Origin of the sequence: Terrimonas pollutisoli, from assembly GCF_029360765.1 — a bacterium.
Lineage (GTDB): Bacteria > Bacteroidota > Bacteroidia > Chitinophagales > Chitinophagaceae > Terrimonas_B > Terrimonas_B pollutisoli.
The window spans coordinates 48,346-73,907 of record NZ_JARKNA010000008.1; the positions used below are offsets into that span (position 1 = coordinate 48,346).

Below are 25,562 nucleotides of genomic sequence, written 5' to 3' on the forward strand. Positions count from 1 at the left end.
GGTTAAAACATTAAATTCAATCCGATGGTATAGGTAGTTGGCCTTGGATAAAGATTAGCCGGGTTCTCCGGATCAGGACCTGTATATTGACTATCGCCTTTTGTCTTTTTAAGAGTCAGAAGATTTTGACATAGGATATATACACGCAAATCATTTATTCCGATTCTACTGACATAATCATGCAGATCATAAGCGATTTGTAAATTCCGCAATTTCAGATAGGAACCGTTTTCAATAAAATAGTTCGATGTTCTTGATTCGTTATTGGCATTTACCAATGATAAAGCTGGTATGGTGGACACTGTATTCTGTGGGGCCCATGCCTGCAAAACACGGGCTCCATAATTCATTCCTGAGTTGGAACCTCCTATAAGATCAGTAGAGGCTTTTATACCATTAAACACATAGATACCGTGAACGCCCTGGAGAAATGTGGAGAGGCTGATTTTTTTATACGATAATGCGAGGTTCAGGCCATAAACAAAATCCGGCAATTGATTTCCCAGCCAATCCTGGTCTAAGGGATCTATCTTTCCATCTTTATTGAGATCAACATATCTTAATCTTCCAATACCCTTACCTGTTTGGGCGGCATGCGCATCTACCTCAGCCTGGTTTTGAAAAAGCCCGTCTGTTACATAACCAAATATTGCAGTTTGCGAATGACCTAGTATCGTTTTCTCTACATTGCCGGGATATGATTTAACTACCGATGCCGGCAGGAAAGTAATTTTATCTTTAAACGAACTGACATTTCCGCTGACACAATAGGAAAAAGCGCCAATTTTGTTTTGATAGTTTACTAATAATTCAAACCCTAGGTTATCTTTTGTGGCGCCATTTAGCCACTGACTTTTGCCTTCACCTAAAATAGCAGCGTAAGGCGGCCTGATCAAAATATCCTTTGTTTCTCTATTAAAGAAATCTACCGATCCTGTTAATGATTCATTGAAAAATCCAAAGTCCAGCCCAATATTCGTTTCCTGTGTAGATTCCCATTTTAAATTCCTGTTTTCAGCCTGCAACGATACGTACCCCGATGGTAATGCGCCGCTGTTCTGACCGGCTATCGGATATGCAGTACCTGTACTCCTGTTTCCGGAAGCCCCTCCGTAATTGGTTTCATATAGTCCAAACCGGGCATTGTCACCAATATCCTGGTTACCAACCAAACCAACGCCAGCTCTCAGTTTAAGATTTGAAATAAATTTTATGTTATCACTTACAAACTTTTCATCGCTGATTTTCCATCCGACACTGGCTGCAGGAAATAATCCAAAACGGTTATTCTCACCAAACCTCGAAGAGCCGTCGTTACGTACTGTAACCGAAGCCAGGTATTTATTACCCCAACTATAATTGAGTTTTCCAAAATAGGAAAGCAGTTGACTACCTGTTTCATTCCCACTATTTGTCGTGCGACCGGTACCAGCATCCAAATTGAAATAATCAACATCCTGCAGGGCAAATCCTTCTTTGTATATCCCTGTTTGAAGAAATCTCTCTTTCACCATTTCAGTACCAACCAGGATATTCACCCTGTTTCTTTGAATGGTAAGATCATAGTTTGCCGTATTTGAAAAAGTCAGGTTTAACCTATGGCTCTGATTTATGCTCAGACTGTTTACAGTGCGACTTAGAAAGCCTTCTTTAAATGCCCGTTCTATATTTTTATTATACCCACTGGCATAATCAAGCCCGAAATTTGATCGCAGGGTAAGATTTTTAACCAGGCGAAGCTCTGCATACAGGTTCCCGAAAATATTGAGCAAATGATTTTTATCATCTTTGTTAATGTATAACATGTGAAGCGGATTATTTCTGTCTGAAAAACCCGCACCTATCGGCGGACCAGCGAAAGCTCCGGAAGTCGTGTATACAGGAATAATAGGCTGTAAAAATTTCGCCAGTGAAATAACAGATGCGCCTCCAAGATCATTTGGGACAGGGGTCTCAACCGATTTGGACAGCTGAAGGTTTTCTCCAATTTTTAATTTTCCTTTTAAAAACTTCGTAGATGAATTGATGCGTGCATTATAACGCTTGTAATCACTATACCTGACGAGGCCCTTGTTATAAAAGTATCCTACATTTAACAACATGCTACTTTTGTCTGAGCCTGTTACTAATGTCAATTCATTGGAATTAATTATACCGTCACGAAAAGTTACTTTTTGCCAATCCGTGTTTGCTGAATGCACTCCCAACGCCGGGTCGCCTATCCAGTCAACCACATTTACTTTATCCAGGATCGGTATGCCCTGCTGGTCAGTATGCCAATCGAAAGTGTAAAGCGCTTTATGTATATTCGGATCAGTTTTATCATTGATAGATGCCCTCCAAAGTGCGGCGCCACGCTGCTCCGTATTCAGTACATCTAATGAACTCCTGTATTTTTCCTGTGTTACGCTTGAGTTAAACTGAATTTGCAATTTTTCTTTTCCCTTCGCTTCTTTAGTTGTAACAATTACAACTCCGTTTGACGCCCTTGCGCCATAGATGGAAGCAGCCGAAGCATCCTTTAAAATTTGTATTGATTCAATCGCTTCGGGATTTAGATTTTGAAATACTTCAGGTCTTTTGGTAGGTACGCCATCAATAACATATAAAGGATCAGTATTGCCCAGCGTATTGAGGCCTCTGATCAATATCCTTCTATTGTTGCCGTTGGGTCTTCCATCTGACTCAATATATAGACCCGGTACACGTCCCTGCAAAGCCTGCATTGGATTACCAGACGGGATATCTTTTATTTCTTTTACATTAACTACTGAAACAGAACCCGTCAGGTCTTTCTTCCGTTCAGTTTTATATCCTATAACTACCACTTCATCCATATTATTAACATCATCTTCCATTTCAATTGATATACCTTTCGTGCTATGATCAACCCGTATGCTTAGGGTTTTCATTCCCACATAGCTAAATGAAATAGTTTCACCCGCAACCGCGGCGATGGTAAATTTTCCATTGATATCAGTTAGTACTGTTTTGTTTCGGGTTTGAGCTGATACTCCTTGCAATGGCTCTCGCGTCGACTTACTACGAACTGTTCCGGTCAGTTCCTTCTCCTGGCAGAAAGCGGCGGTCATCAATAAAAAGGACAAGGATAAAAAGAGAAATTTTGGCATAATCGTTAGATTTTAGTGGTTGTTATTGCTTGTGTATAACCGTTTGCTGTTTCCTCTCAAAGCATCACCAGGTAATTTGAAGAGATACACCTTCGGCATACCAAGATCAGTATTGAACTCAGACAGGGCTATTGGCCCGGTTCTTTGGTTGGCGGAAAAAGTTTCAGCAATATAAAATGGAGCAGTGGCGCAGGAAACTCCAACATCCGGATCACAGCTAAACCCGGACCCCGATACGGAAAAATTAAAAGTAGACTGGATTGAACCCTGGCCCCTGAGCGCTATGGCGGTGAAGCAGGAAACAAATTTATCTTTTTCCATCTGGCAGTTATTTTTCATCGTCAGGCTACTAACTTAGATCAACAAATACCCGGGGCTTTGATTTTTTGTACTTATTGTTTGCAATTTTGTTTTTTGTCATGATCAAACAATAATCAGCTTACTTACAATAGCTTAAAAGAGAATCTCAGGCTCGGGTACCATTAGTTTTAGTAATTCTGTTTTACATTTTTATACAATCGTATCACGGTTGAAGAGTTGCCTCTTAGCAGAAGAGTTAAAACAAGTTCAGAACTTGATTATTTACCGGGTGTATTTATTTGTTGCGAAAACCTGAACAAGTTTTGTTCATTATCATCATAAAGGATCAGTTCCTTCTTTGCTGAATAAAGGAAAAGCGCAGGATATTTTCTTGGCCTGAACTTGTGTATGAATTCATTCCGTGTATCCCGTAGTATGGTTACATCTTTTTTATCTTTCAAATTGTTTCCATACTTACCAATAAAACGTGTAATTTTTTCCTGATCATCCAATGTAACCAAGTGGATGGCCGCCTTTTTAAACTCATGATAGTGCTGATTAAGATACTGCATGGCGTGCTGGCAATGATCACAGTCCGAATCAAAAAAGATAAAAAATGCCATTTTACCAGGTACAAGGTCTTTATTGGTGAATGAACCTTTTTGCAGCTTATAAAAATTGAATTCCGGAATTGTTTCTGCCGGCCCTTGTCCAAAAACGTTTGCCCAAACCAACAGCAATTGTGCTAGTATATTAATCCTGTATTTCATGATATATTACCTTAATTGCCATAAACATTTTAGTGATTAATCGCAGAAATCATTTTTTCAGGCAAACTGCTGCAAAAAGTTAACGTTGAAAAGAAGGAGGAGGCTGAAGCCTCCCCCAGTCACAAACGACTGCTTATCTATGACTGCTGCTTATGAGAAACTCCTTATTCTTAATATTTGGGGTTTTGTTTATACAAACCTTTTGTAAAATCTATTTCCCTTTGGGGAATCGGTAGATACTCATCCCTGCCTTTGGTAAATTTGGCGTTTGCAAGATATGCCCGCCGCGTCTTTTCCTTATCGAGATACGCATTCAATGTTTCTGCTGCAATACCCCAGCGAACGAGGTCAAAAAACCGGGGGCTTTCCATACCAAATTCCAGTCTTCTCTCCCACTGTAAGGCGATCCGGGCATTCGCCTGCGTCCAGCTAATGTTGGCGCCATCTACATACTCATTTATGTTGTAATTGGAAGGAGCGGTACCATTGGCAAACTTCGTTCTGCCTGTACTTTGTTTTGCCCTCGCCCTTATTTGATTGATAAGTGGAAGCGCCTCTGTATGTTTGCCTGTTTCAATAAGTGCTTCCGCTCTCCAAAGCAGGACATCAGCATAGCGGATAATATCTATATTCTTCGAACTTCCGTAGAAAGGTCCTACCTTTTTGAAACAGGGACAATCCGCTGCCTGCTGTTCTTTCATATTACCAAATCCGCCATATAACGCAGGAACCCTTTCCCAGCTATGATTATAAAGGATATTGGGCTGGTATTTAAACGGATGCCCGTTGATAGCAACCGTATGATCAATACGTGGATCAACGGTAGCGCCACCGGGAGTAAGTTCAGTTTCTGTCAGCACAACATCATTAAAGGTGCTGAACTTAGGAAGACCATTAACATCCGTCCCAAACGCATTCACCATGTTTTGACTCGGAATATGAAACCAGCAGCAACCGTATTGCGGAGCCAGGCTATAATTCAGGCTGGTTGACATACTCAGTCTGCCGATGTTTGTTCCATCATTGATGGAATATTGGATAGCAAAAACAGATTCAGGCCCATTATCATATCCATTCAGGAAGTTCTCGGCAAAATCAGGTTGCAATTTGTATTTACCAGAATTGATAACATCATTAGTCAGCGTTAATACTTCATTCAGCTTCGCGGTGTTGATGCCTGTTACATTGTGATTGTCGTCCTGGGTATATGCTTGGTACAGCCGGACTTTTGCCAGGTATGCTTTAGCAGAAAGCTGATTAGCCCTCCCGACTTCCGGCTGTAATTCAGGAAGGTTGGCGATAGCAAATTGGAAATCCGCTGCAATTTTTTCCCACAACTGATCATTGGTCAGTTGATCATTTGATACTTTTATAATTTCATCATCTGCCAGCGTTTCATCGATGTAAGGAATCCGGTTGAATAATACCTTTAACACAAAATACATATGCCCCCGAAGAAACCGCATTTCGCCCTGCCGCACCGCTTTTTTGGGAAACGAGGCATCAGTAATTTTTTCCAATGATCTTAACGCAAAGTTTGCCCTGGAAATAGCCGCATAAGCTCTTTCCCATGTATTATTAAAAAGACCGGGGGTGGTAGGTTGGGTAAGGTTATATTGCTCGTAAGCATTTATCTCACCCACGTCATCTACGCTTCCCCCGCCTTTGTAAGCATCATCCGAGCGGATACTTCCGTATGCCCACATACTGGTGATAGGCCCGCTCCAAAAGTCATTTCCAATAGCCGCATAGGCCGCGGTTACCAATCCATCCACACTTTGAACGGTAGTGACGTCTGCTTCAGTGAGGGCCCCTTTCGGATTTATATCAAGATACTTTTTACAAGATGCCAGCAACAATAAATTTGCCGCTATTACTATGAGATATTTCATAATTTATTTTTTAAAACATTATTTCAAATAATGCAGATCAGTTAATGTTGACTCAGTTAAATGTTATATTCACGCCAAGTGTGTAGGATGTAGGTACTGGTATAAGATTGAAGTTTGGTAACTCAGGATCGGATATCTGGTACTCCTTATTCTTAAACCAAAATACGTTTTCACTCATCAGGTATAACCGCAGTTGGCTCATGTGCAATGGCCTTATGATTGATTGTGAAAAATTATACCCGAGTTGAATATTCCGCATCTTAAAATAGGAAGTGTTTTTGAACAGGTAATCAGATGCTCTTGTCTCATTATTGCGATCCACTAATGTCAGCGCCGGAGTTTTGGAACCGGTATTTTGCGGAGTCCATGCATTCAGAACACCGGGAGCCCTGTTTTCTCTTGTATTCAAAAAATTATTCAGGAAAACATAATCTACATAGTTATGCCGGCCGGCAATCCCGGAACCAAACATCGACAGATCGAAATTCTTATAGGATAAATCTATTCTCAGGCCATATTCAAACTTAGGTAAAAGAGTTCCAAGCCAATCCCGGTCATCTGCATTTACAACACCGTCTTTATTCTGGTCAACATATCTTATCCTGCCAATGCCCTTACCGATTTGTGTTGCATGGGCATCCACTTCTGCCTGGTTTTGGAAAAGTCCATCAGTCTTGTACCCGAAGATGGACAATTCAGAATGTCCTAAAATTGATTTTTGAGCGTTGCCTGGATAAGCAGTGCGAACCTCTGCCGGTAATTCAGTTATTTTATCACGGAAGCTGCTTAAATTTCCATTGATGTTATAAGATATCCCATGCTTTGTTTGATTACGATAACCTAGTACAAGTTCAAATCCTTTATTTTCTTTTGTAGCACCATTGATCCACTTACGCCTTCCTTCACCGACCGAGGAAGCTACGGGAGGAAGAATTAAGATATCAGAAGTCGTCCTGAAAAAATAATCGAATGATCCATAAACCTTCTCCGCCAGTAAACCAAAATCAACCCCGAGATTTAATTCTTTTGTTGACTCCCATTTCAACTGGGGGTTGCCGGCCTGAACCGAAACATAACCGGAAGGCAGGGTACCCTGGTTTGCACCACTAAGGTCATAAGCTGTCCCTGTATTCAACCATTGCCCGGGGAACCCAACGCCGTTATTAAAAAGAGTTCCATAATTAGTTTGAAACAAACTCACCCTGGTAAAGTCTCCAATATCCTGGTTACCTACTTCGCCATAACCTGCTCTCAACTTCAGGTTGGACACCTGTTGTAAACCTTTCATGAATTTCTCGTTACTGATTCTCCACCCGATATTCGCCGCAGGAAAAAAACCATATTTATTACTCTCTCCAAAACGGGATGAGCCATCACGACGCAGCGTTACAGAAGCTAAATATTTATCAGCATAGGAATAACCCAGCTTGCCGAACTGGGATAGCAATCTATTACCAGTTGCCTGCCCAAAATTGGTGCTTCTGCCTGTGCCGGCGTTTAATGTAAAGTAGTCTTTTGTTTGTTGAGCAAACCCTTCCCTGAATGCGCCGAACTCTTCAAAATTCTGCCTGATGGCTTCTATACCGGCAAGCACATTGATTTTACTTTTTCCAAAGTCGTAATGATAGTTGGCGGTATTGGACCAGGTAAGGCTGAGAAAGCGATTCGTATTGCGGGCTAAACTATTTACCTGCCGGCCCAAGAAACCTTCCTGGAAGGCTAACTGTACATCTTTAAATAAACTGGTTGAATAATCAACGCCAAGGTTTGTTCTTAAAGTTAAATTTTTAATAAGCTCCAATTCCATATAAGCATTGCCAAATACAAATGTCCTGTTTGTGTTGTCCCACCTGTTGAGCCATTGCATATCTACCGGGTTATTACGATCAGAGTAGCCCCCGCCAAACGGGCCTGCAAATCTTCCATCTTTGGTATATACCGGGATGGTAGGGGCCAGGTTAATCGCCAGCGATGGAGTGCTGGCGCCACCCAAATCAGTTGTAGCCAAGGTTTGGTTGGAAGTGGCAAACTCTGAATTCATTCCAAATTTTAATTTCCCATCAAATAGCTGTGAAGCTGCATTGATCCGGCCGCTGTATCGTTCATAACCGGTATATTTCATAATACCTGAATTATTAATGTAGCCCAGGTTCATCAGCAAAGAACTACTTTTTGTTCCCCCCGAGATAGTCAAATCTGTTGACGTAACAATCCCTCTATCGTATACGGCATCCTGCCAATCAGTGTTTCCGACGGGAACTGAACTGTCGCCGCCCACAAAAGGCTGGATGTTTACCTTGTTCAAAACAGGCTTATCGAAGTCGCCATTCCAATCATACTTATATATCAACGGCGCTACTTTGTTAGGATCAGTTTTATCATTTACTGCGCCACGCCAAAGCGCTTGCCCCCTACCTTCCGCATCAAGCATTGTTAGTTTTTGAGGTTTCATCGATTGAAAGGTTAAGCCGGAATTGAGTTGAATGTTGACTTTTCCGCTGCCATTCTTTGTTGTTACGATAATGACACCGTTGGATGCCCTCGAACCATAAATGGATGCGGCGGACGCATCTTTCAAAATCTGAACAGACTCGATAGAGCCGGGATTCAGGCTTTGAAATATCTGTGGATTTTTTGTAGGCGCCCCGTCAATAATATATAGTGGATCTGTATTGCCGAGTGTATTCAATCCCCGTATAAGTATCCGGCTGCTTTCGCCGTTGGGGTTCCCGTTTTTTTCAATGTAAAGACCAGCTACCCGTCCCTGCAGGGCCTGCATAGGATTACCTGAAGAATTGTTCTTTACCGGTTTCAGATCCACCACTGCAACGGAGCCTATCAAATCAACTTTTCTTTGAGAAGTATAACCTGTAATGACCACTACGTCCTCTTCCCTTATCCCTTCTTCCAGCTCGACAGCTAAAACCTGACTGGCGCTTGTAATTTTAATAGTAGCGGCCTTCATTCCTATATAAGAAAGAACCAGGTTATCACCTACCGATCCTTCAATAGAAAATTTCCCGTTAGCGTCTGTAACCACCGTCTGGTTTTTTGTTTGAACCGAAACACCCGAAAGCGGTGTTTTATCCAACTTACCGGTGACAGTGCCGGTAACGGTTTTTTGCTGTGCAAAAGAAAGTTTTGTCAGCAATAACAGCAGCAATAAAAAACACGATTTTCTCATAATGGCAATTTTTAAATTTTAATGATTAGTCTTGGTTTTATTCATTGTTAAAAAACAGTTTGCAGGTTTTATATTTTTTATATTTAAAGAGGGTGAAGCGGGTTGTTATTTCTCCTGTTTGATGCCGCAACGGGACCATTATAAACAGTATTCAAAATGCCCATGCTGAAGTTTCATCATGCATCACAGCGAGAATTAACCGCTGCTAGCTTTGAAAATAATGGCCCTGAAAAAAATCAAATAGCTCTAATGCGAAGTCAACCGATTCCCTATCTGCTCCAATGAGCTTCCTTTGGTTTCCGGCATAAACCGCCACACAAAAACCAATTGAATACACATCATTACAGAAAAGAAGAGAAAGATATTTCCCCCCCCCGCATTCTCCGCCAAGTAAGGAAATATGAATGCGATTAATGCGGCCATTATCCAATGTGTAGTACTTCCAAGCGTCTGTCCTTTAGCCCTTACCTGGTTGGGAAAAATTTCAGAAATGAATACCCATATCACGGCCCCCTGCGAAAAAGCAAAAAACCCAATATAGATGAATAAGTAGACGGGTACGGACCAACTATCAAACTGACTTTTATAAAATGAAAATGAAACAAGACTTAATGTTATTATCAGGCCAAATGACCCGATCATCATGAGAGTTCTTCGACCGACACGGTCAATAAACTTCATCGCCAGTAAGGTGAACAGAAAGTTTATAATGCCAATGCCAACTGTTGAAAGCAACGATGAGCCGGTTCCCAATCCGGTCATTTCAAAAATTCTCGGGGAATAGTAGATAATGGCATTGATACCGGATACCTGGTTAAAAAAGGCGAATAAAATTGCCAATAGAACCGGCGTTCTGTGTAGCATTGAAAATAAAATGGCGGCATTCCCGGTTTTTCCCTCATTTTCCGCATTTTGATAAATTGCTTTTACATCTTCCCGAAAAGTAAGCGGGTTGATAAGTTCGAGAATTTTTCCAGCCTGTTCCAGGTCACCCTTTTTTACAATCAGCCAACGTGGACTTTCGGGAACAAACCGCAACATTATTAAAAACAATAGGGATGGTATCGCCTGCACGCCGAGCATAATGCGCCAGGATATTTCTCCAAACTGTCCCAGCAGGTAATTAGAGAAATACGATAATAAGATGCCAAAAACAATGTTGAACTGAAAAAGGGCCACCAGTCTCCCCCGTTTTTCTGCGGGGGAGATCTCGGAAATATAAATAGGAGCAGTAACAGATGATGCACCGACACCTAAGCCCCCGATAAACCTGAATACAAGAAAAACATACCAGTTATCGGTTAATGCAGTCCCTAGCGATGAAAAAAGATATAATGCCCCGATAATATATAGAGTGGTTTTTCGACCTAATTTATCTGACGGAATTCCTCCCAGCAAAGAACCAATAACAGTACCCACGAGGGCGATAGAAATCGTAAAACCATGCTGAATGGAATCTAACTCCCAGTATTTTTGAATCGCCTTTTCAGCACCTGATATTACAGCTGTATCAAATCCGAAAAGAAAGCCCCCTAGTGCTACCACTATGGACCAGAAAATAAATTTGTCCTTTTTCATCTGGCGGTTATTTGCAATTGTTGAGGTGCTAACTTAGAGCCATAGCTGCTGGAAGCTTTGAATTTTTGTACTAATTGTTTGCAAATTTGTTTTTGATTCAGGGTAATTATAAGCACCTTGTTTACAACACCTTAAAAAATACGCTGCCTGCAACTTTTGTCATTTTATAAATTTTGTTTCAGCTTTTTGTACAATCATTTCCCGACAGATGCTTCAGGGTGAATAGTTAGCCTGGTTTTGATAACATACAGAAGAAAAATTTTACTATATAAGGAGGTTGCATAGTAAAATAAAATGCACTCTCATCAATTGTTTCAATAAAAAAATCCAGATTTGTAAGTATGAAGAGATATAGATTGATCATCGGCGGGTTGTTACTTTTACTTACTTTTTTTTTCATCGGATGCACTTCAGATAAAAATAAAAAAGCGGTTGTCATTGGATTTTCGCAAAATAGCGGAACCGCGGCCTGGAGAAAAATAATGCTTGATTGGATGAACCGGGAGCTGACTTTCTATCCTGAAGCTGAACTTATTTACAAAGATGCAAAAGGCAACAGTGAACTGCAGGTTAAACAAATCAGGGAATTACTATCGCAAGGCATCGACATCTTGCTGGTGTCACCAAATGAGCCGTATCCTTTAACACCGGTCATTGAAGAATGTTACAAAAAAGGTATTCCGGTTATAATTATTGAAAGAAAGACTGCTTCTTCCTTTTATTCCAGCTATGTTGGAGCTGATAATTATGAAATCGGCGTATTGGCAGGAAATTACATAAGAAATATCCTTAACGGGCATGGAAACATAGTGGAAATAACCGGTGTACCCCAGACAACCCCTGCCATTGAAAGACATAAAGGTTTGTTGGATGGAATTAAACCTGCGTCCGGTATTAAAATAATCGCCCAAGTTTCAGGTAGTTGGGAAAAAGATTCAGCAGCCCGGGAAATATCTAAAATAACAGCTAAACTTCAGCAGGCAGACCTGGTTTTTGCCCAGAACGATTTAATGGCTTTAGGAGCCCATGAAATTTATAAAAAAATGAAGATTGCCAGGAAAATAAAATTTATTGGGATTGATGGATTGCCAGGCCCTAATGGAGGTATTCAACTTGTTTCAGATAAAATTCTTGACGCCACTCTGCTTTATCCCACAGGAGGCACTGAAGCTATTCAAACCGCTTTCAAAATACTTCACAAAGAACCATATAGTAAAGAAAATAAGCTTCAGACACTGGTTATCGATTCATCAAACGTCCGGCTAATGAGTCTGCAACTGGATAAACTAAATAGCCAGCAATCAGATATAGAAAGACGGCAAAGACTGATTGATAAACAAATTGCTATTACCGAGAATCAAAGAATAATAATTTATATCACCTCTATAACACTTGCATTAGCCCTGATTCTAGGCTCAATTGCCTTTTATTTCCTGAATGAAAACAAAAAAATAAATAAAAGGCTGGAAAAGCAAAATGAGGAAATACTAGCTCAGCGAAATCAGTTAATTGATCAGAAAAATCAATTAATTGAAATGACTGCAAAAGCCAAAGAGGCGACTGAAGCTAAATTCAATTTTTTTACCAACATTTCACATGAATTCAGAACTCCCTTAACGCTGCTTCTTGGACCACTTGAACACTTATTAAATTCAGGTAAAATTCATTTTTCCCAGAAGGGTTATCTTGAAATTGCCCAAAAAAACACCTTTCGGTTGCTAAAGTTGGTGAACCAGTTAATTGATTATAGAAAACTGGAACAGGGGAAAATGAAACTCATGGCTTCAGAAAATGATCTTGTAAGCTTTATATATGAATTAGCCGATTCATTCCAGGAACTGGCCCGCAAACAAAATATAACCCTGCAAGTACGGTCGAAAGAAAGAAAACTAAATGTGTGGTTTGATGTAAACATGCTTGATAAGGTTATTTTCAATTTGCTATCCAATGCTTTCAAATTCACACCGGAAAATGGAACTATAATAATTTCAATCAGCAAATCCGAAAGCGACCAATGTGCGATAGTAAATGTAGAGGACTCAGGTATCGGCATGACACCTGAAACAATAGAGCATGCCTTTGATCCTTTTTTCCAGGGTAACCAGAGCAACTACAGGGGGTCAGGCCTTGGACTAAGCCTGTCAAATGAACTAATAAAACTCCACCATGGTTCAATTGCAGTAAAAAGTGAATTAAACAAAGGAAGCAATTTAGAAGTTCACCTGCCCTTGGGCGAACTGCATTTAACAACTGAAGAAAAAGTCAACAGACAGCAAAAAGATATGACTCCCGCCTATGAGGACCTGAAGATATATACAACGGAACTGAGCAAAATCGAAATGCCCAATACGGAACTTTCTCCAACAGACAAGGAGAATACGTTACTAATCATAGAGGACAATAACGATCTGAGGAATCTGCTGAAAGCAAGACTTGAACAGGAATATGAAATACTGGAATCCGCCAGGGGTGATGATGGCCTGAAGCTGGCTTATGAATCAATCCCGGACCTCATTTTATGTGACATCATACTCCCAGGTAAAGAAGGTATGCAAATAATAAATACGTTGAAAAACGATGTCCGCACTTCTCACATACCCATCATCCTTGTCACAGCAAAGGGAAGCATTGAAGAGCAAATCAAGGGCATGAAACAAAAGGCTGATGCATTTATTGTAAAACCCTTCAACCTGCAGTATCTCGAAGAAACAATAAAAAGTTTGCTGAAAAACAGAGAAATTCTTAAAGAACATTATACGAGTGAATTACCCATAGAGAGCAAATCCGAAACTCCTAAAAAAATTGACAGGAAATTTGTCAATGAATTTGTATCCATTATTGAAAGCAACTTATCAAACGAAAATTTTGGCGTGGATGACATTAGCAGGAAAATTGGAATTTCTCGTGTTCAATTGTATAGAAAAGTAAAAGCTTTGCTGGGTTATAACGTTAATGATTATATTATGACAGTGCGCCTGCAAAAAGCAAAATACCTTTTAGTCAACGAAGATTTATCAATCGCAGAAATAGCTTACCAGGTAGGTTTTTCTTCCCAGGCTTATTTTGCCAGGCTTTTCAAATCCAAATTTGGGACTACTCCCACAGAACACAGAGCCAAAAAAATCAGCGATAAACGAAATGAGTGATATAGGTTAGGGTAAGTATTGAGTAAATTATTATATTCACCCTGGAATTCAAATGAACTTAAATGAGGCGAATTGAAGCTGTTTCACTAATATTTCACCAAACTTTTAGCGCTTTGGTAAAATATTGAAAATGAATTAAAAAATTGCGAGGTTCGAATCCCGTACGGGCTACAAGAACAAATTCAGTACAACCCGGTACGACACGAAATCCCCGCAAACTCAATACAAGCGGGGATTTTTATTTCAATAGCCCCCACTTCGAAACGCTTCACGACCCATTTTGGTTCACCAGAGTTTCACCAAATTTTGTTGTTTCACCTAAAATTTACAATCGATGAAAGCGTCCATCTCTTACTTTCCAAATGAAGCAAAACGAAATTCTAAAACAGGGAAAATACCCGTTTATATAAGAATTTGCGTAAACAGAACCAAAGCAGAAAACAGATTGAAGGCTGAACCTTCCTCTGATCAACTATTAATATGAGATCCAATTACCATGCGCCTGAGCGAGAGAAACTCGCCGGTAAATCATCATCTAAATCGCCTGGATCAAAAATTTTCAGATTTTCTAATCCCTAATACGACATCACTGTCACAATTTACAGCAGGTGATATTCGTGATCAAATAATAGGCATTAGGTCTCAAAAGCCTGAGAAGGTGGCAGAATTCATCGATAACTATTTTGAAAAGACTATCGTGAGTAATATAAATTTTAGACCCGGAACAGTAAAACAATACCGTCGCGCAATCAACCATTTTAACCGGTTTTTAGAAATCAATAGCCAAAAAACTATCACTTTTCCGCAACTGGATTATGTCCTGGCAAGCGCATTTAATGGCTTGCGACCCCATTGAAATTATCACTTGCATTGATCACACAACTTTCATGATCCATCTTTATATTTTTTTTCTTTGCAACCAAATACCTGACGCTATCACTAATGAATATCAACGGCATGATCAGCTGCCACATTTTGGCCGCTCCAAACTTTTACGGCTGTCCATGGTTCAGCTGGCGATGACCAAAATTCATCTGTCTCTGGCAAACCTAGTGGCAGAAAAATATTGGCGCAGATATATAAACTGCCGGTGGTAATATAAAAATCAGCAAGATCCTGTTGGGCGCCATATAATCCTATCGAGAGAAAACCATCCTGATTATAGGTACCGCCAGCGTTCATTGTTTTTTTGATCACCGCCGTCAGCGCCGAACGAACCTGTGAGGGTTTTAATGATGGCGGCAATTGTTTTCTCAATGCTATATCAGCCAGGTGATGAAATGAGCCACCCCGATAAACAATGGACCGGCCAACAACGGGATAGGAACCATCAGCATTAATATTTCTTTCCTGGATCTCAGCATAACGCTTGTTGATCTTGTCAAGATTAGGAGCATACCATTGATATGCTTTATTTTTTGCATTGATGGTAGCGACGATTGTTGCGAGATAAGGATGAATCACTATACTGTTATAATAATCCATATGAAAATTCATTCCGTCTGAAAACAGACCGTCACCCACATACCAATGATTAGCAAATCCCCTTATGGCAAATTCGATCCGCACGGGATCATAATCCAATCCATACTTACAAAAGAATGCTTCGATCATCCCGGTAAATAAAACCCAGTTGGAATAAACAGGTACCGTGTTGCGTGTAGTTTTAAAAACAGCTATCACCTGCTGCTTTACTGTGGTATCAAGATTTTGCCACAACCATGGACAACGCACCAACCCTAAGGCAAAAAAAGAAGCATCCACTAGTGGCTGGCCTCCATTCCATTTCAAATAATCTTTAGCAGAAGGATTGACCGCATTAGCAATTCCCTTCAGGGACCACTGACGATATTGATTACGAAGGTTTATTTCTTCCTTTGAACCACCTTCTGAATTCAACCAGGGTGCAATGCCGCTTAATGTTCTGCCAAATGCTTCAAGATAAGAAACGGCAGTTCTATTGGCAGCATTATCGATATTTTTCGCCAACTCCACGGGCATCTTTTCTTTCAGTTTATTTTCTGCAAGATTGGATAGGATTGGTCTTGCCATTTTATCCATCTCCTTTAACCAAATTTGCCGGTCATTCGGATTTGTTTGCGCTTGTATTGTAACTATCGCAAAAAAGAAAACGGCAATTGCAAATAATTTTTTTATCATAGCTAAAACAATTCTGTAAGAAACATCTTTTCCCGGGATTGATTCTTATTACTGTCAAAGAATGCGCAGGAACAACCTGCTCAAATGATTTACTCAGTGATCTCACTTGTCCACCGCAACCACCACTGCGGTTGCTCAATACTGTTTTTCAAATGAGATGCATCCCATTAAAATTGCTGAGAAAAGAATTCCCTTTTTCATCATCGTTGTTATAAGATTATTTATCATTTATTTCGTTAATCCTGTTCCCTTGTGTGTCGGGATTGTTTGTTTAATGCTTCCATCAGTATTGAATTCCAATTTATCAATACAAACCTCCCGGTTATAACCAGCGGCCCATCCCATGTTGATGCCATTGGGATAATTGAAACGATGATAGACAATATACCATTCATCTTTACCGGGCACCTGGATGACGGAATGATGACCTGTAGCATAAATACCTGAAGCCACATCTTTTGCAATCACCAGGTTATTGGCAGACACCTTTATTTTTCCTGCTGGCGAATCCGAAGTACCATATCGTACCCTGTAATTTTCACTTCTTGTGTCATCCTCTGACCACATAAAATAATATATGCCGTTACGATAAAGGACATGAGTACCTTCTCTGAAAGTAGAATCCGGGGTAATGACCCTCGTGCTACCCTCTTTCAAAGAAACCATATCATCATTCAATTCAGCTACGGCCATATAACCATTGCCCCAATACAAATAATTCTTTCCAGTGGCAGGATCGGTAAAAACATCTGGGTCAATTTGCTGTCCCCTTGTGACGCCTTCAGGAAATTTATCGATTAACGGTTTTCCGGAATCAACGAATGGTCCTGTTGGATCATCCGCCACCGCTACACCGATCTTTTGCGCCGCGGTAAAATAGAAGTAGTATTTGTATTGGCCGCTTACCTTCTTTTCAATGATGCAGGGCGCCCAGGCATTTCTTTTTGCCCAGCTTACGTCTTTGTCAAGATCAAGAATAGTTCCTTCATCTTTCCAGTTGACAAGATCCGTTGATGAAAAAGTTTTGAAATAAGTTCCTGTCCAGTTGGTGAATCCATCACTGGTAGGGTAGATATAGTACTTGTTTGTTTTTTGGGAAGACAGGATATCAGGATCGGCGTAGTAACCATTCAACACGGGATTATTGTTAACATTTGCATACACACGCCAGGTTTCAGGTTGGCTTCCCTTTATGGAAATTTTGTAGGCCACGGGCCCTTTTGAAAAATTCTGCGCCGTAGTTGGATTGATAGTTACACCGGGTAATAAAATAAAAGAAGGATTGAAAGCCGACAAATTAGTTCCGGGCTTTACCGACAGGTAAAGCGACTTCTTCAACGTATCAATTTTCGTGTTTATTTTTTTGATAGCATTTGACGACGCTGAGCTCATGATATCTTCAACAGTTCCCCATTTAGTGATTAATCTTTCCGCTTCCTGCGAAGTAATGGGCATAACCGTTCCATGCCTTGGATGAAAGTTCATTTTTACTTCATGATCGATCACTGAAAAAGTTTTCAAATCCCTGCTTTTTGTAAACTGGTATCTGCCTTTTGTGTACACATCATACATCAGGATATAACCCTCGCCATTATTAAGTTTGAAAACACCGGCCCCTTCAACAGGATCTTTTGTTTGCTGAATGTACCGGTCCTCCAAAACATAACCACTGGTCAGTTTATTGGAAACCGCTATTTTGATACCTGCGCCTTCTCCTTCAGTCTTAAAAAATAAATTATACTTACCCTCTTTAAACACAATATCGCCATCAATACAAGCTCCATTGGTCGGGCTAAAAAAAAGTTGTTTTGGTTCAGTTGCCAGGTCTGTAAAATCTTTATTGACATAGGCATAATAAATTTTATCGGGATCCTTTCCATGCTTCATGGAAAAATAGATCATGTACCTGCCCGTATTCGCATCATAAATTGTTTGTGGCGCCCATACCCGGAGCAGGCTATCCTGGCCGGGATATTTTTTTTGAATGTTTACAATAGAAGAGGTCCAATTAACAAGATCGGTTGATTTCAACAGCACCATGGCACGGTTAGAATCCCAGCCATTAGCGGCAACCATATCGGTTGCCACCATGTAAAATGTTTTTCCATCATGACCCCGTAGAATATGCGGGTCACGAACGCCTCCGGTTTCGCTGATTTTTTCAGAGCTGATTACCGGCTTATTATTGTTTAATGCCCTGAAACTGTATCCATCTTTACTAAGGGCAAACCGAATCTGCTCGTCTTCCTTTGCATTACCCGTAAAATAGGTAAACAAATAGGCGTCATACTTTTCTTTTTTACCCACATATTTTTTTTGGGCCGGTGATGCGGAAGAAATAATAATGCATGTAAATAGCCATGCTGCGTTCGGTACAAATAATTTTAGTACCCCAAAAGAAAATTTCATTTATAGCAATTATTTAAGTTGATACACTCTCACATAATCCACTTCAAACTTACGGGGGAATTTGGTTCTTTCGGGATTACCACCGTTCGTTCCGCCAATAGCCAGGTTCAACAACATATAATGCGGTTGTTTGAAGGGATTGAAACCACTGTCATCTTTATTGATCAGTGAATCAACTGACACCTTGTTGAGCAAAACGTCATCTACATATAATGCGATAAAATCTTCTGTCCAATCCATTCGCCACACATGAAACTTCGACGACCAGTTAGTACCGCCCATCGAATCAACCGGGAATGTATTGCTGTACCATTCGGGCTTCCCGCCTTTTCCAAGGCAGGCAATATTTGCCAGCAATTTTCCATGGTAATATTCCATGATATCTATTTCTCCATTGGCGGGCCAGATTCCATCGTTGATATCAATCCGACCCCGCATTTCAAATCGTCCGTATTGCCAGTTTTTTTTGCCAGCAGTGATTAAACACGATGAAGTGTAATTGATTTCAGGTCTGTTTTTCCGCCAGCTTTTGTTATCTGCTTCGTAGTCTGGGTTTGGCTTGCGTTCCTTTTTTGCCTCAATGACTAAAAGGCCTTTATCACAGTTTGCATTTGAAGGTTGATACCATTGCAGCTCTTCATTGCGTACAAAACCATATTCATAGTTCCAGTTTGCAGTGTCAGGCATTCCCTCTTTATTAAACTCATCTGCCCACACCAATTTGTATTCGTTATTTCTTTCCTGGGCCTGCAAACGAAAAATACAAGTGGCAAAAATTCCTAAGAAAAATAATTTACGCATGTTTGTCGAATAACTTTTTTTCGAATGAAACTAAAGGTATCTAAATCTAAATCGGTTATTTTTTATCAAGGTATCGATACATTTCGCAGGCAGCTAATAGAAAGGCGCCCACGCCAAAATTAGCAGTTGAATTTTTATCAACTACCTGCCCCGGTATAGCTCTTTCACCAATTGGCTGTACATAGCCGATCCTTCCGTCCGGTTGCAATGCTACGTTAACCAGGTAATCCCAACTCTTTTTTACCACCGGCAAATAGTCCTTTTTCTTTAAATAACCATTATTGATCCCCCATAACAGTCCATACGTAAAGAATGCCGTTCCACTTGTTTCAGGACCTGGCGCATGACCAGCGTCCAATATGCTTCTTGTCCAATATCCCTCCTGCTGCTGTGACTTTTTTATTGCTTCAGCCATCCCTTTAAACTTTATAATATACTCATCCCTGTGCAGATCATCTTTGGGTAAATCTTTTAACACCTTCGCCAAACCAGCAAAGACCCAACCATCTCCCCTTGCCCAGAAGTCTTTTTTACCATTGGCACTTTTATGCTTTGGATAAACATATTTTGCATCGCGATAGTATATCTTCTCAACGCTATCATACATGATGCTATTAGCGTAACTGAAGTAATCATGTAATTTATCAAGGTATAATTTATTACCCGTGACTTTATACAACTTTGTCATTACAGGCATCACCATATAAAGTCCATCAGCCCACCACCAGTAATCATTTTTGGAAGTGCTCATTTGATATTCCATTACTTCCCTTGCCCTTGCAACTTTCTTTTCATCTTTTTCCAGTGTATAGAGATCAATATAGGTTTGAAAACAGATTTGCCAGTCACCAAAGAGTACATGATCATCCGTTTCGCCATAATTATATTTCCACGAAGCTTTGTCATTTGATTTAGCGCCCATCCACTGATTATGTTCGGCCCACGCCTCTGAATATTTCTTATAGCTTTCATTCTTTGTCAAAAAATAGGCTTCCATATTACCGGTGTGATATGCAGCATCGTTCCAAAAGGCCCAATCAGGTTGTGGATTTTGCGTTTGCCAATAACCATTAACCTGGCCAATAATATCCAACACCTCCTGCTTAGAATTAACTCCAACCGTTTTACCCGCCTTTTGCGCAGTACAACTGGCAAGAATAAAAGTGATGGTTGTAATATTTATAATGATTTTTTTAATTTTCATGATTCGGTTTGCATTTTATTAAAACGGCGCCCATTCCAACACTTTTACCATCTGCGGTGCAGTGTTAATGATACCTTCTGCATCTGCCTGTTTCACATGTTGTACAAATAGATTTATTCGTTGCGTCTTTCTCCATAACTCCGTATCATAAGTAGGTTCCCAGGCACCTGTATTATCATCGGCCAGATCAAACAGCTTCCATTCATTCCTTTTATAAATGGAAGTATTGATTGCTACTGATACTTTATTATTTCTTTCCGCATCCCTGAAGATTAATGCAGTTGCAACGTGTTTTCTTTTTTTCCAGGTAATCACCTGTGGTCGTGATATTGGAATTTGCCGGGTTCCCGTTCCGCTCAAACTAAAATCTAGTGTACGAAACCCGAGGTTTTGCATTTGCCATTGTCTATTTTTTTTATAAACAATATGATATTGCGGAACACTTTGATCATCCTTTTTCCAATAGCTGGCAATAATGGGATTGCTGCTCTTATCAGCATACATGGATGTTTGATTGATCAATTCACTACTCTGCGGAATGCGCCAGGCATACTCAGCCGTTGCAGCGTTGATCGGCAATTGATATTTTTTGCCCCGGGAATTTTCCCATGTCAGCCCGCCGTCTTTTGATCTTGCATAACAGAGGTCATGGTTACTAGCCACATCGGGACTTTCCCGCCACACCCAGGAAAGATGGATAACATTTTTATCACCGACACAGGCCTGCCAGTAAGCATTTCTTTTTCCTTCACCATCAATTAAATTATCAGACAACTGTATCCACTGTTTAGTGGCAATACTGTATTTGTTGACGACTAAATTTCCTCTGCCCGAACCGCCATCACGATACAAAAAGAGCAAATCACCACCTGGCATTTTATAAAATTCAGGATAGCTGACACTGTTTTCATTTTTACCTGTCATGCTCCTTTTCGCTCCCATCTCCAGCGACAAAGGTTGTTCGCTAATGCTGTAGTTAAGCTGGCCATTGTGATGATCCCAGGCAAGATGCAAATAACCTTCGCCATCAATCATTATGCTGATACTGTTATGAGCATCTTTGATATTACCGGTAAAAGCGGTTTCCTTCAATTGCCATTCGCTTGTTCCTGTTTTTCTTTTGCCGAGTACTACATTTCCGTTCTTATTGTAAAAACTGATGAATTGCCAATCGCTGTGAGTGACCAGTGAATTCTTTCTAAACACAACGGTATTCACAGAATTTCCGGCCCAGCCACTATCAACCTTCGTGATAGTTACTCCATCCATCGGCTGTGCTGTTGCAGTAAGGGCGTTCAACAGGAAAAAAACAATTACTATAGTGCGACAAGCCATCTTTTTTGAAATTTTCGGTTGACTGCAAATTAAAATGGCCGGATCAAAAAACATCCGGCCATTGAATGAATAAATTTGACTTCTCGCTTTCTAATTTACCAGTTCACTAACGTTGGTGGTGATTTCAGCCAGCTTTACGGGACGACCTTCTTCCATCGATAATTTAGCTGCCACTGCTATGCGTGTAGCTTCCAAAGCATCTTCGCCGCCAACCGGCATTGGCTTATTGTTTGCCAGCGCATCAACAAATAATTCTATCTCTTTTAAATAGGATGCGGCATATCTATCCATAAAAAAGTCTAATGGCAATGCGTGGTGAATGCCATTTGCATCATATATCACATTCCGGTTATGCAAATTATTTTCTACCTGTATCATTCCTTTATCACCAAACAACTCCAGCCGCTGATCATACCCATACGCCGCCTTGCGGCTATTATCAATTACCGCATACGTACCATCTTCAAAAGTGAGAGTAGTAAGTGCCGTATCAATATCGTTCGCAGTGCTTACGGCTTCGTCGATCAATACAAGTCCCTTGGCAAACACTTCGATTACTTTTTTATCCATCATGTAACGGGCCATATCAAAATCATGGATAGCCATGTCCATAAATAATCCGCCTGAATTTTTTAAATAATCGATCGGCGGCAAACCAGGGTCACGGCTTGTAATTTTTACAATTTGCACATCACCAATCTTTCCTTCCATAATATGCCGGCGGGCTTGCATAAAATCAGGATCAAAACGACGGTTAAAACCAAGCATCAATTTCACCCCGGTTTTTTTTACCAGGTCTGCTAATGCTGCACTTCTTTCCAGTGACAGATCCATGGGCTTCTCACAAAAAATATGTTTACCTGCATTGGCAGCCAATGTCAGCAAATCCGCATGCGCAGAAGTCGGAGTGCAAATCAGCACAGCATCCACATCAGGTCGCTGAATTACATCTTCGGCCTGCTGACTGAAAAAAACATTTCCAAATTCTTTTCTAAAAGCCTGCTCATTATACTGCGGATCTGCTACTGCTATTACGGCCGCATTGGGCATGTATTGATTAATGTTGCGGAAATGAATCTTGCCGATGCGGCCCATTCCCAACAATGCAATTCTTAGTTCTTTCATCTGTTTATTTTTTTATGGTTTTTAGTCAGATGGAATTCGTCCCGACTGTAAACGTCGGGATTCATTTCATCTTTTAGTTTTTTTTATTTTCATGGATGAAAAATTATAACCCAATTGATTGTAAGTATAGCCGGTTGTTCCTCGCACATTCTTTTGGATTGCCCATGCCTGGCAATACGTCCTGCTCTACGACTATCCAGCCATCATAGTTTTTATTTTCCAAAAACTCTTTTACTTTTTTAAAATCGACAGCTCCTTTACCCAGTTCGCAGAAAACGCCATTTTTTACAGACTCGAAATAGTCCCAATTATTTTCTTCAGACTGCCTGGCTACCTGCGACGAAAAATCTTTGAAATGAACATGCCAAATGCGATCCCAATATTTATTCAGTACATCCAGCGGATCTTTTCCGCCACCAAACAAGTAATGACCGGTATCAAAACATAATCCGAGCAACCCGGGGTCAGTGGCATCCAATAATTTATTTATTTCCGCCGGCGTTTCGATAAACCCGGCACAATGGTGATGAAACACCGTTCGCATGCCGAGCTTTTCTTTAACTGCCTTCGCTACTTTTTCTGCGCCTTTCGCAAATAGTTTCATCTGCTCATCAGACAAACTACCCTGCCCGTTTATTCGTCCGGCATTTTTGGTCCGATAGTCTACGGTGCCATTTTCATCGGCCAACACAATAAAGGCATTTTCGTAGCCGGCTGCATGCATAAGCCCTGCTACTTTCAAGGCCTTGTTTATACCTTCTTCATGCGCAGATTCATTGGCAAGAGCCACTGGTACAAATGCACCGAGCAATTGAAGATTGCGTGTTGAAATTTCTTTCCTCAATTCTGTTGGGTCCGTCGGCATAAAACCCCAATCGCCCAACTCTGTTCCGATGTAGCCTGTTTCTTTTATTTCATCCAATACCTGTTCATAACCCAATGCTTTTCCTTCTAATTCAAATTCGAGGGCACCCCAGGAACAGGGAGCGTTGGCGATTTTTATTTTGGCATTTGTACTCATACTATCGTTATTGTGTTGCTGTATTAAAATTTTCTGGACCATTCTTTTGGCCAGCGTTCTACCACCACTTTTGTTTGGGTAAAAAATTCAATGGCATGTTTGCCCTGGCCGTGCAGGTCGCCAAAAAAACTTTCTTTCCATCCGCTGAATGGGAATTGAGCCATTGGAGCGGCGATACCAATATTCAATCCGATATTACCCGCCATCGCTTCATTACGGAACTTTCTCGCATTGGCGCCACTGCTTGTAAACAAACAAGCCATATTGCCATACATGCCGCGATTGATAAAAGCAATCGCTTCATCAATTGTTTTCATATGCACCAGGCTCATCACTGGCCCAAAGATTTCTGTTTTTATCAGTTCACCATCCAGGGAAATATTTTCAAGAATGGTTGGTTGAATAAAATTTCCCCGTTCATAATCTTTTATCAGTGCGTTCCTTCCATCGAGTAAAACAGAACCACCTTCTTTCACTCCCAGGTCAATCAATTGTTCCACTCTCGTTTTACTTTCTTTCGTGATGACAGGGCCCATATCCACTCCTTTTTCCAAACCATAACCTGTCGATCTTGCTTTTGCTGATTCGTATAACGATTCACGAATCTTATCTGAATCATCAATGGTGATTACCACCGATGCGGCAAGGCAACGTTGACCAGCACATCCAAATACACTATCCGTAATAATTTGTGAAGTCATTTCAACATCAGCATCCGGCAACACCACTACCGGATTCTTAGCGCCGCCTTGTGCCTGCACCCTTTTCCCATTAGCAGTGCCGCGGGAGTAAATATATTTTGCAACAGGTGTGCTACCCACAAAACTGATCGACTTCACGAAAGGATGATCGAGTATAGCGTCTACGGTATGCTTGCCTCCATGTACCAAACTCACTAACCCTTTTGGAAGATCGAGCTGATCGATCAGTTCGAATATCTTCATCATGGTGAGCGGCACCTTTTCGGATGGCTTAATGATCATACTGTTGCCACAGGCAATAGCATAGGGCAAAAACCAAAAAGAGATCATTGCGGGAAAGTTGAATGGAGCAATACATGCCGTAACACCCAATGGCTGACGAATCATATATTCATCTATGCCGGTAGCTACATTTTCTAAAAACTCACTTTGCATCAGCATTGGCGCACCGGTGGCCACTTCGACATTTTCAATAGCCCGTTGCAATTCACCATTCGACTCGGCAAGTGTTTTACCACATTCCATGGTAATCAGTTTTGCTATCTCGTTCCTGTTTTCCTCCAGCAGTTGCTTGAATTTAAAAAGTGGTTGTATTCTTTTTAAAACAGGCACATCTTTCCATTGCCAGTAGGCATCATGAGCATAAATGGCGGCATTCGCCACATCATTGGCGGTCGCTGGTCCAAAAGGCACCTGCGCCAATACTTCGCCCGTAGCCGGATTTAACACATTCACTGATTCTTTTGATTCACTTTGAATCCATGCTCCGTTAATATAATTTTTCAGTAATTCCATTTGGTTTCTT

General features: G+C 40.7%; 16 protein-coding genes. 2 read left to right on the top strand and 14 right to left on the bottom strand.

The features are described from left to right. Positions 1–2: 2 nt before the first annotated feature. The 6 genes from P2W73_RS14565 to P2W73_RS14590 form a co-directional block, all read right to left on the bottom strand. On the bottom strand, positions 3–3,131 hold the full coding sequence (locus tag P2W73_RS14565; RefSeq protein WP_276502795.1) for a SusC/RagA family TonB-linked outer membrane protein: 3,129 nt from the start codon (positions 3,129–3,131) through the stop codon (positions 3–5). Between the two features lie 12 nt (positions 3,132–3,143). Next, entirely contained in the window at positions 3,144–3,452 is a 309-nt protein-coding gene (locus P2W73_RS14570; RefSeq protein ID WP_276502796.1) for a hypothetical protein, read from the bottom strand. Positions 3,453–3,709: 257 nt separating this feature from the next. Then, positions 3,710–4,201 carry a TlpA family protein disulfide reductase gene (locus P2W73_RS14575; protein ID WP_276502797.1) on the bottom strand — a complete coding sequence of 164 codons (492 nt, stop codon included), beginning with the start codon at positions 4,199–4,201 and terminating at the stop codon, positions 3,710–3,712. Positions 4,202–4,371: 170 nt separating this feature from the next. Next, complete coding sequence (locus P2W73_RS14580) at positions 4,372–6,093, bottom strand: RagB/SusD family nutrient uptake outer membrane protein (protein WP_276502798.1); 1,722 nt, start codon at positions 6,091–6,093, stop codon at positions 4,372–4,374. 52 nt (positions 6,094–6,145) lie between these two features. After that, positions 6,146–9,277, bottom strand: coding sequence for a SusC/RagA family TonB-linked outer membrane protein (locus P2W73_RS14585; RefSeq protein ID WP_276502799.1), 3,132 nt, complete (start codon positions 9,275–9,277; stop codon positions 6,146–6,148). A gap of 246 nt (positions 9,278–9,523) precedes the next feature. Further along, positions 9,524–10,855: a sugar porter family MFS transporter gene (locus tag P2W73_RS14590; RefSeq protein ID WP_276502800.1), complete on the bottom strand. Its 1,332-nt coding sequence runs from the start codon at positions 10,853–10,855 to the stop codon at positions 9,524–9,526. 341 nt (positions 10,856–11,196) lie between these two features. Here P2W73_RS14590 and P2W73_RS14595 point away from each other — a divergent pair, with 341 nt between their 5' ends. Further along, positions 11,197–14,001 carry a hybrid sensor histidine kinase/response regulator transcription factor gene (locus P2W73_RS14595; protein WP_276502801.1) on the top strand — a complete coding sequence of 935 codons (2,805 nt, stop codon included), beginning with the start codon at positions 11,197–11,199 and terminating at the stop codon, positions 13,999–14,001. Positions 14,002–14,497: 496 nt separating this feature from the next. Further along, positions 14,498–14,857, top strand: coding sequence for a phage integrase SAM-like domain-containing protein (locus tag P2W73_RS14600; protein ID WP_276502802.1), 360 nt, complete (start codon positions 14,498–14,500; stop codon positions 14,855–14,857). Between the two features lie 83 nt (positions 14,858–14,940). On the opposite strand, the gene P2W73_RS14605 is transcribed toward P2W73_RS14600, so the two are convergent. The 8 genes from P2W73_RS14605 to P2W73_RS14640 form a co-directional block, all read right to left on the bottom strand. Further along, a complete protein-coding gene (locus P2W73_RS14605) occupies positions 14,941–16,161 on the bottom strand; it encodes a DUF2264 domain-containing protein (RefSeq protein ID WP_276502803.1) in 1,221 nt (406 codons plus the stop codon). A gap of 228 nt (positions 16,162–16,389) precedes the next feature. Then, a complete protein-coding gene (locus P2W73_RS14610; protein WP_276502804.1) occupies positions 16,390–18,570 on the bottom strand; it encodes a glycoside hydrolase family 43 protein in 2,181 nt (726 codons plus the stop codon). 9 nt (positions 18,571–18,579) lie between these two features. Further along, a complete protein-coding gene (locus P2W73_RS14615; protein WP_276502805.1) occupies positions 18,580–19,371 on the bottom strand; it encodes a glycoside hydrolase family 16 protein in 792 nt (263 codons plus the stop codon). 55 nt (positions 19,372–19,426) lie between these two features. After that, positions 19,427–20,575: a glycoside hydrolase family 88/105 protein gene (locus P2W73_RS14620; protein WP_276502806.1), complete on the bottom strand. Its 1,149-nt coding sequence runs from the start codon at positions 20,573–20,575 to the stop codon at positions 19,427–19,429. 18 nt (positions 20,576–20,593) lie between these two features. Continuing rightward, the gene (locus tag P2W73_RS14625) at positions 20,594–21,910 is read right to left on the bottom strand and encodes a BNR repeat-containing protein (RefSeq protein ID WP_276502807.1); all 1,317 of its coding nucleotides are present in this window, start codon (positions 21,908–21,910) and stop codon (positions 20,594–20,596) included. Positions 21,911–22,000: 90 nt separating this feature from the next. Continuing rightward, positions 22,001–23,035, bottom strand: coding sequence for an inositol 2-dehydrogenase (gene iolG, locus P2W73_RS14630; RefSeq protein ID WP_276502808.1), 1,035 nt, complete (start codon positions 23,033–23,035; stop codon positions 22,001–22,003). 103 nt (positions 23,036–23,138) lie between these two features. Beyond that, complete coding sequence (locus P2W73_RS14635; protein ID WP_276502809.1) at positions 23,139–24,056, bottom strand: TIM barrel protein; 918 nt, start codon at positions 24,054–24,056, stop codon at positions 23,139–23,141. A gap of 23 nt (positions 24,057–24,079) precedes the next feature. Continuing rightward, the gene (locus P2W73_RS14640; protein WP_276502810.1) at positions 24,080–25,552 is read right to left on the bottom strand and encodes a CoA-acylating methylmalonate-semialdehyde dehydrogenase; all 1,473 of its coding nucleotides are present in this window, start codon (positions 25,550–25,552) and stop codon (positions 24,080–24,082) included. Positions 25,553–25,562 lie beyond the last annotated feature (10 nt).

Excerpts from the sequence above, each read along its gene's own strand:
- P2W73_RS14625 (WP_276502807.1), bottom strand. The coding sequence starts at position 21,910 with ATGGCTTGTCGCACTATAGTAATTGTTTTTTTCCTGTTGAACGCCCTT.
- iolG (WP_276502808.1), bottom strand. The coding sequence starts at position 23,035 with ATGAAAGAACTAAGAATTGCATTGTTGGGAATGGGCCGCATCGGCAAG.
- P2W73_RS14640 (WP_276502810.1), bottom strand. The coding sequence starts at position 25,552 with ATGGAATTACTGAAAAATTATATTAACGGAGCATGGATTCAAAGTGAA.
- P2W73_RS14615 (WP_276502805.1), bottom strand. The coding sequence starts at position 19,371 with ATGCGTAAATTATTTTTCTTAGGAATTTTTGCCACTTGTATTTTTCGT.
- P2W73_RS14635 (WP_276502809.1), bottom strand. The coding sequence starts at position 24,056 with ATGAGTACAAATGCCAAAATAAAAATCGCCAACGCTCCCTGTTCCTGG.
- P2W73_RS14620 (WP_276502806.1), bottom strand. The coding sequence starts at position 20,575 with ATGAAAATTAAAAAAATCATTATAAATATTACAACCATCACTTTTATT.
- P2W73_RS14590 (WP_276502800.1), bottom strand. The coding sequence starts at position 10,855 with ATGAAAAAGGACAAATTTATTTTCTGGTCCATAGTGGTAGCACTAGGG.
- P2W73_RS14570 (WP_276502796.1), bottom strand. The coding sequence starts at position 3,452 with ATGGAAAAAGATAAATTTGTTTCCTGCTTCACCGCCATAGCGCTCAGG.
- P2W73_RS14605 (WP_276502803.1), bottom strand. The coding sequence starts at position 16,161 with ATGATAAAAAAATTATTTGCAATTGCCGTTTTCTTTTTTGCGATAGTT.
- P2W73_RS14575 (WP_276502797.1), bottom strand. The coding sequence starts at position 4,201 with ATGAAATACAGGATTAATATACTAGCACAATTGCTGTTGGTTTGGGCA.
- P2W73_RS14600 (WP_276502802.1), top strand. The coding sequence starts at position 14,498 with ATGCGCCTGAGCGAGAGAAACTCGCCGGTAAATCATCATCTAAATCGC.
- P2W73_RS14595 (WP_276502801.1), top strand. The coding sequence starts at position 11,197 with ATGAAGAGATATAGATTGATCATCGGCGGGTTGTTACTTTTACTTACT.
- P2W73_RS14580 (WP_276502798.1), bottom strand. The coding sequence starts at position 6,093 with ATGAAATATCTCATAGTAATAGCGGCAAATTTATTGTTGCTGGCATCT.
- P2W73_RS14610 (WP_276502804.1), bottom strand. The coding sequence starts at position 18,570 with ATGAAATTTTCTTTTGGGGTACTAAAATTATTTGTACCGAACGCAGCA.
- P2W73_RS14565 (WP_276502795.1), bottom strand. The coding sequence starts at position 3,131 with ATGCCAAAATTTCTCTTTTTATCCTTGTCCTTTTTATTGATGACCGCC.
- P2W73_RS14585 (WP_276502799.1), bottom strand. The coding sequence starts at position 9,277 with ATGAGAAAATCGTGTTTTTTATTGCTGCTGTTATTGCTGACAAAACTT.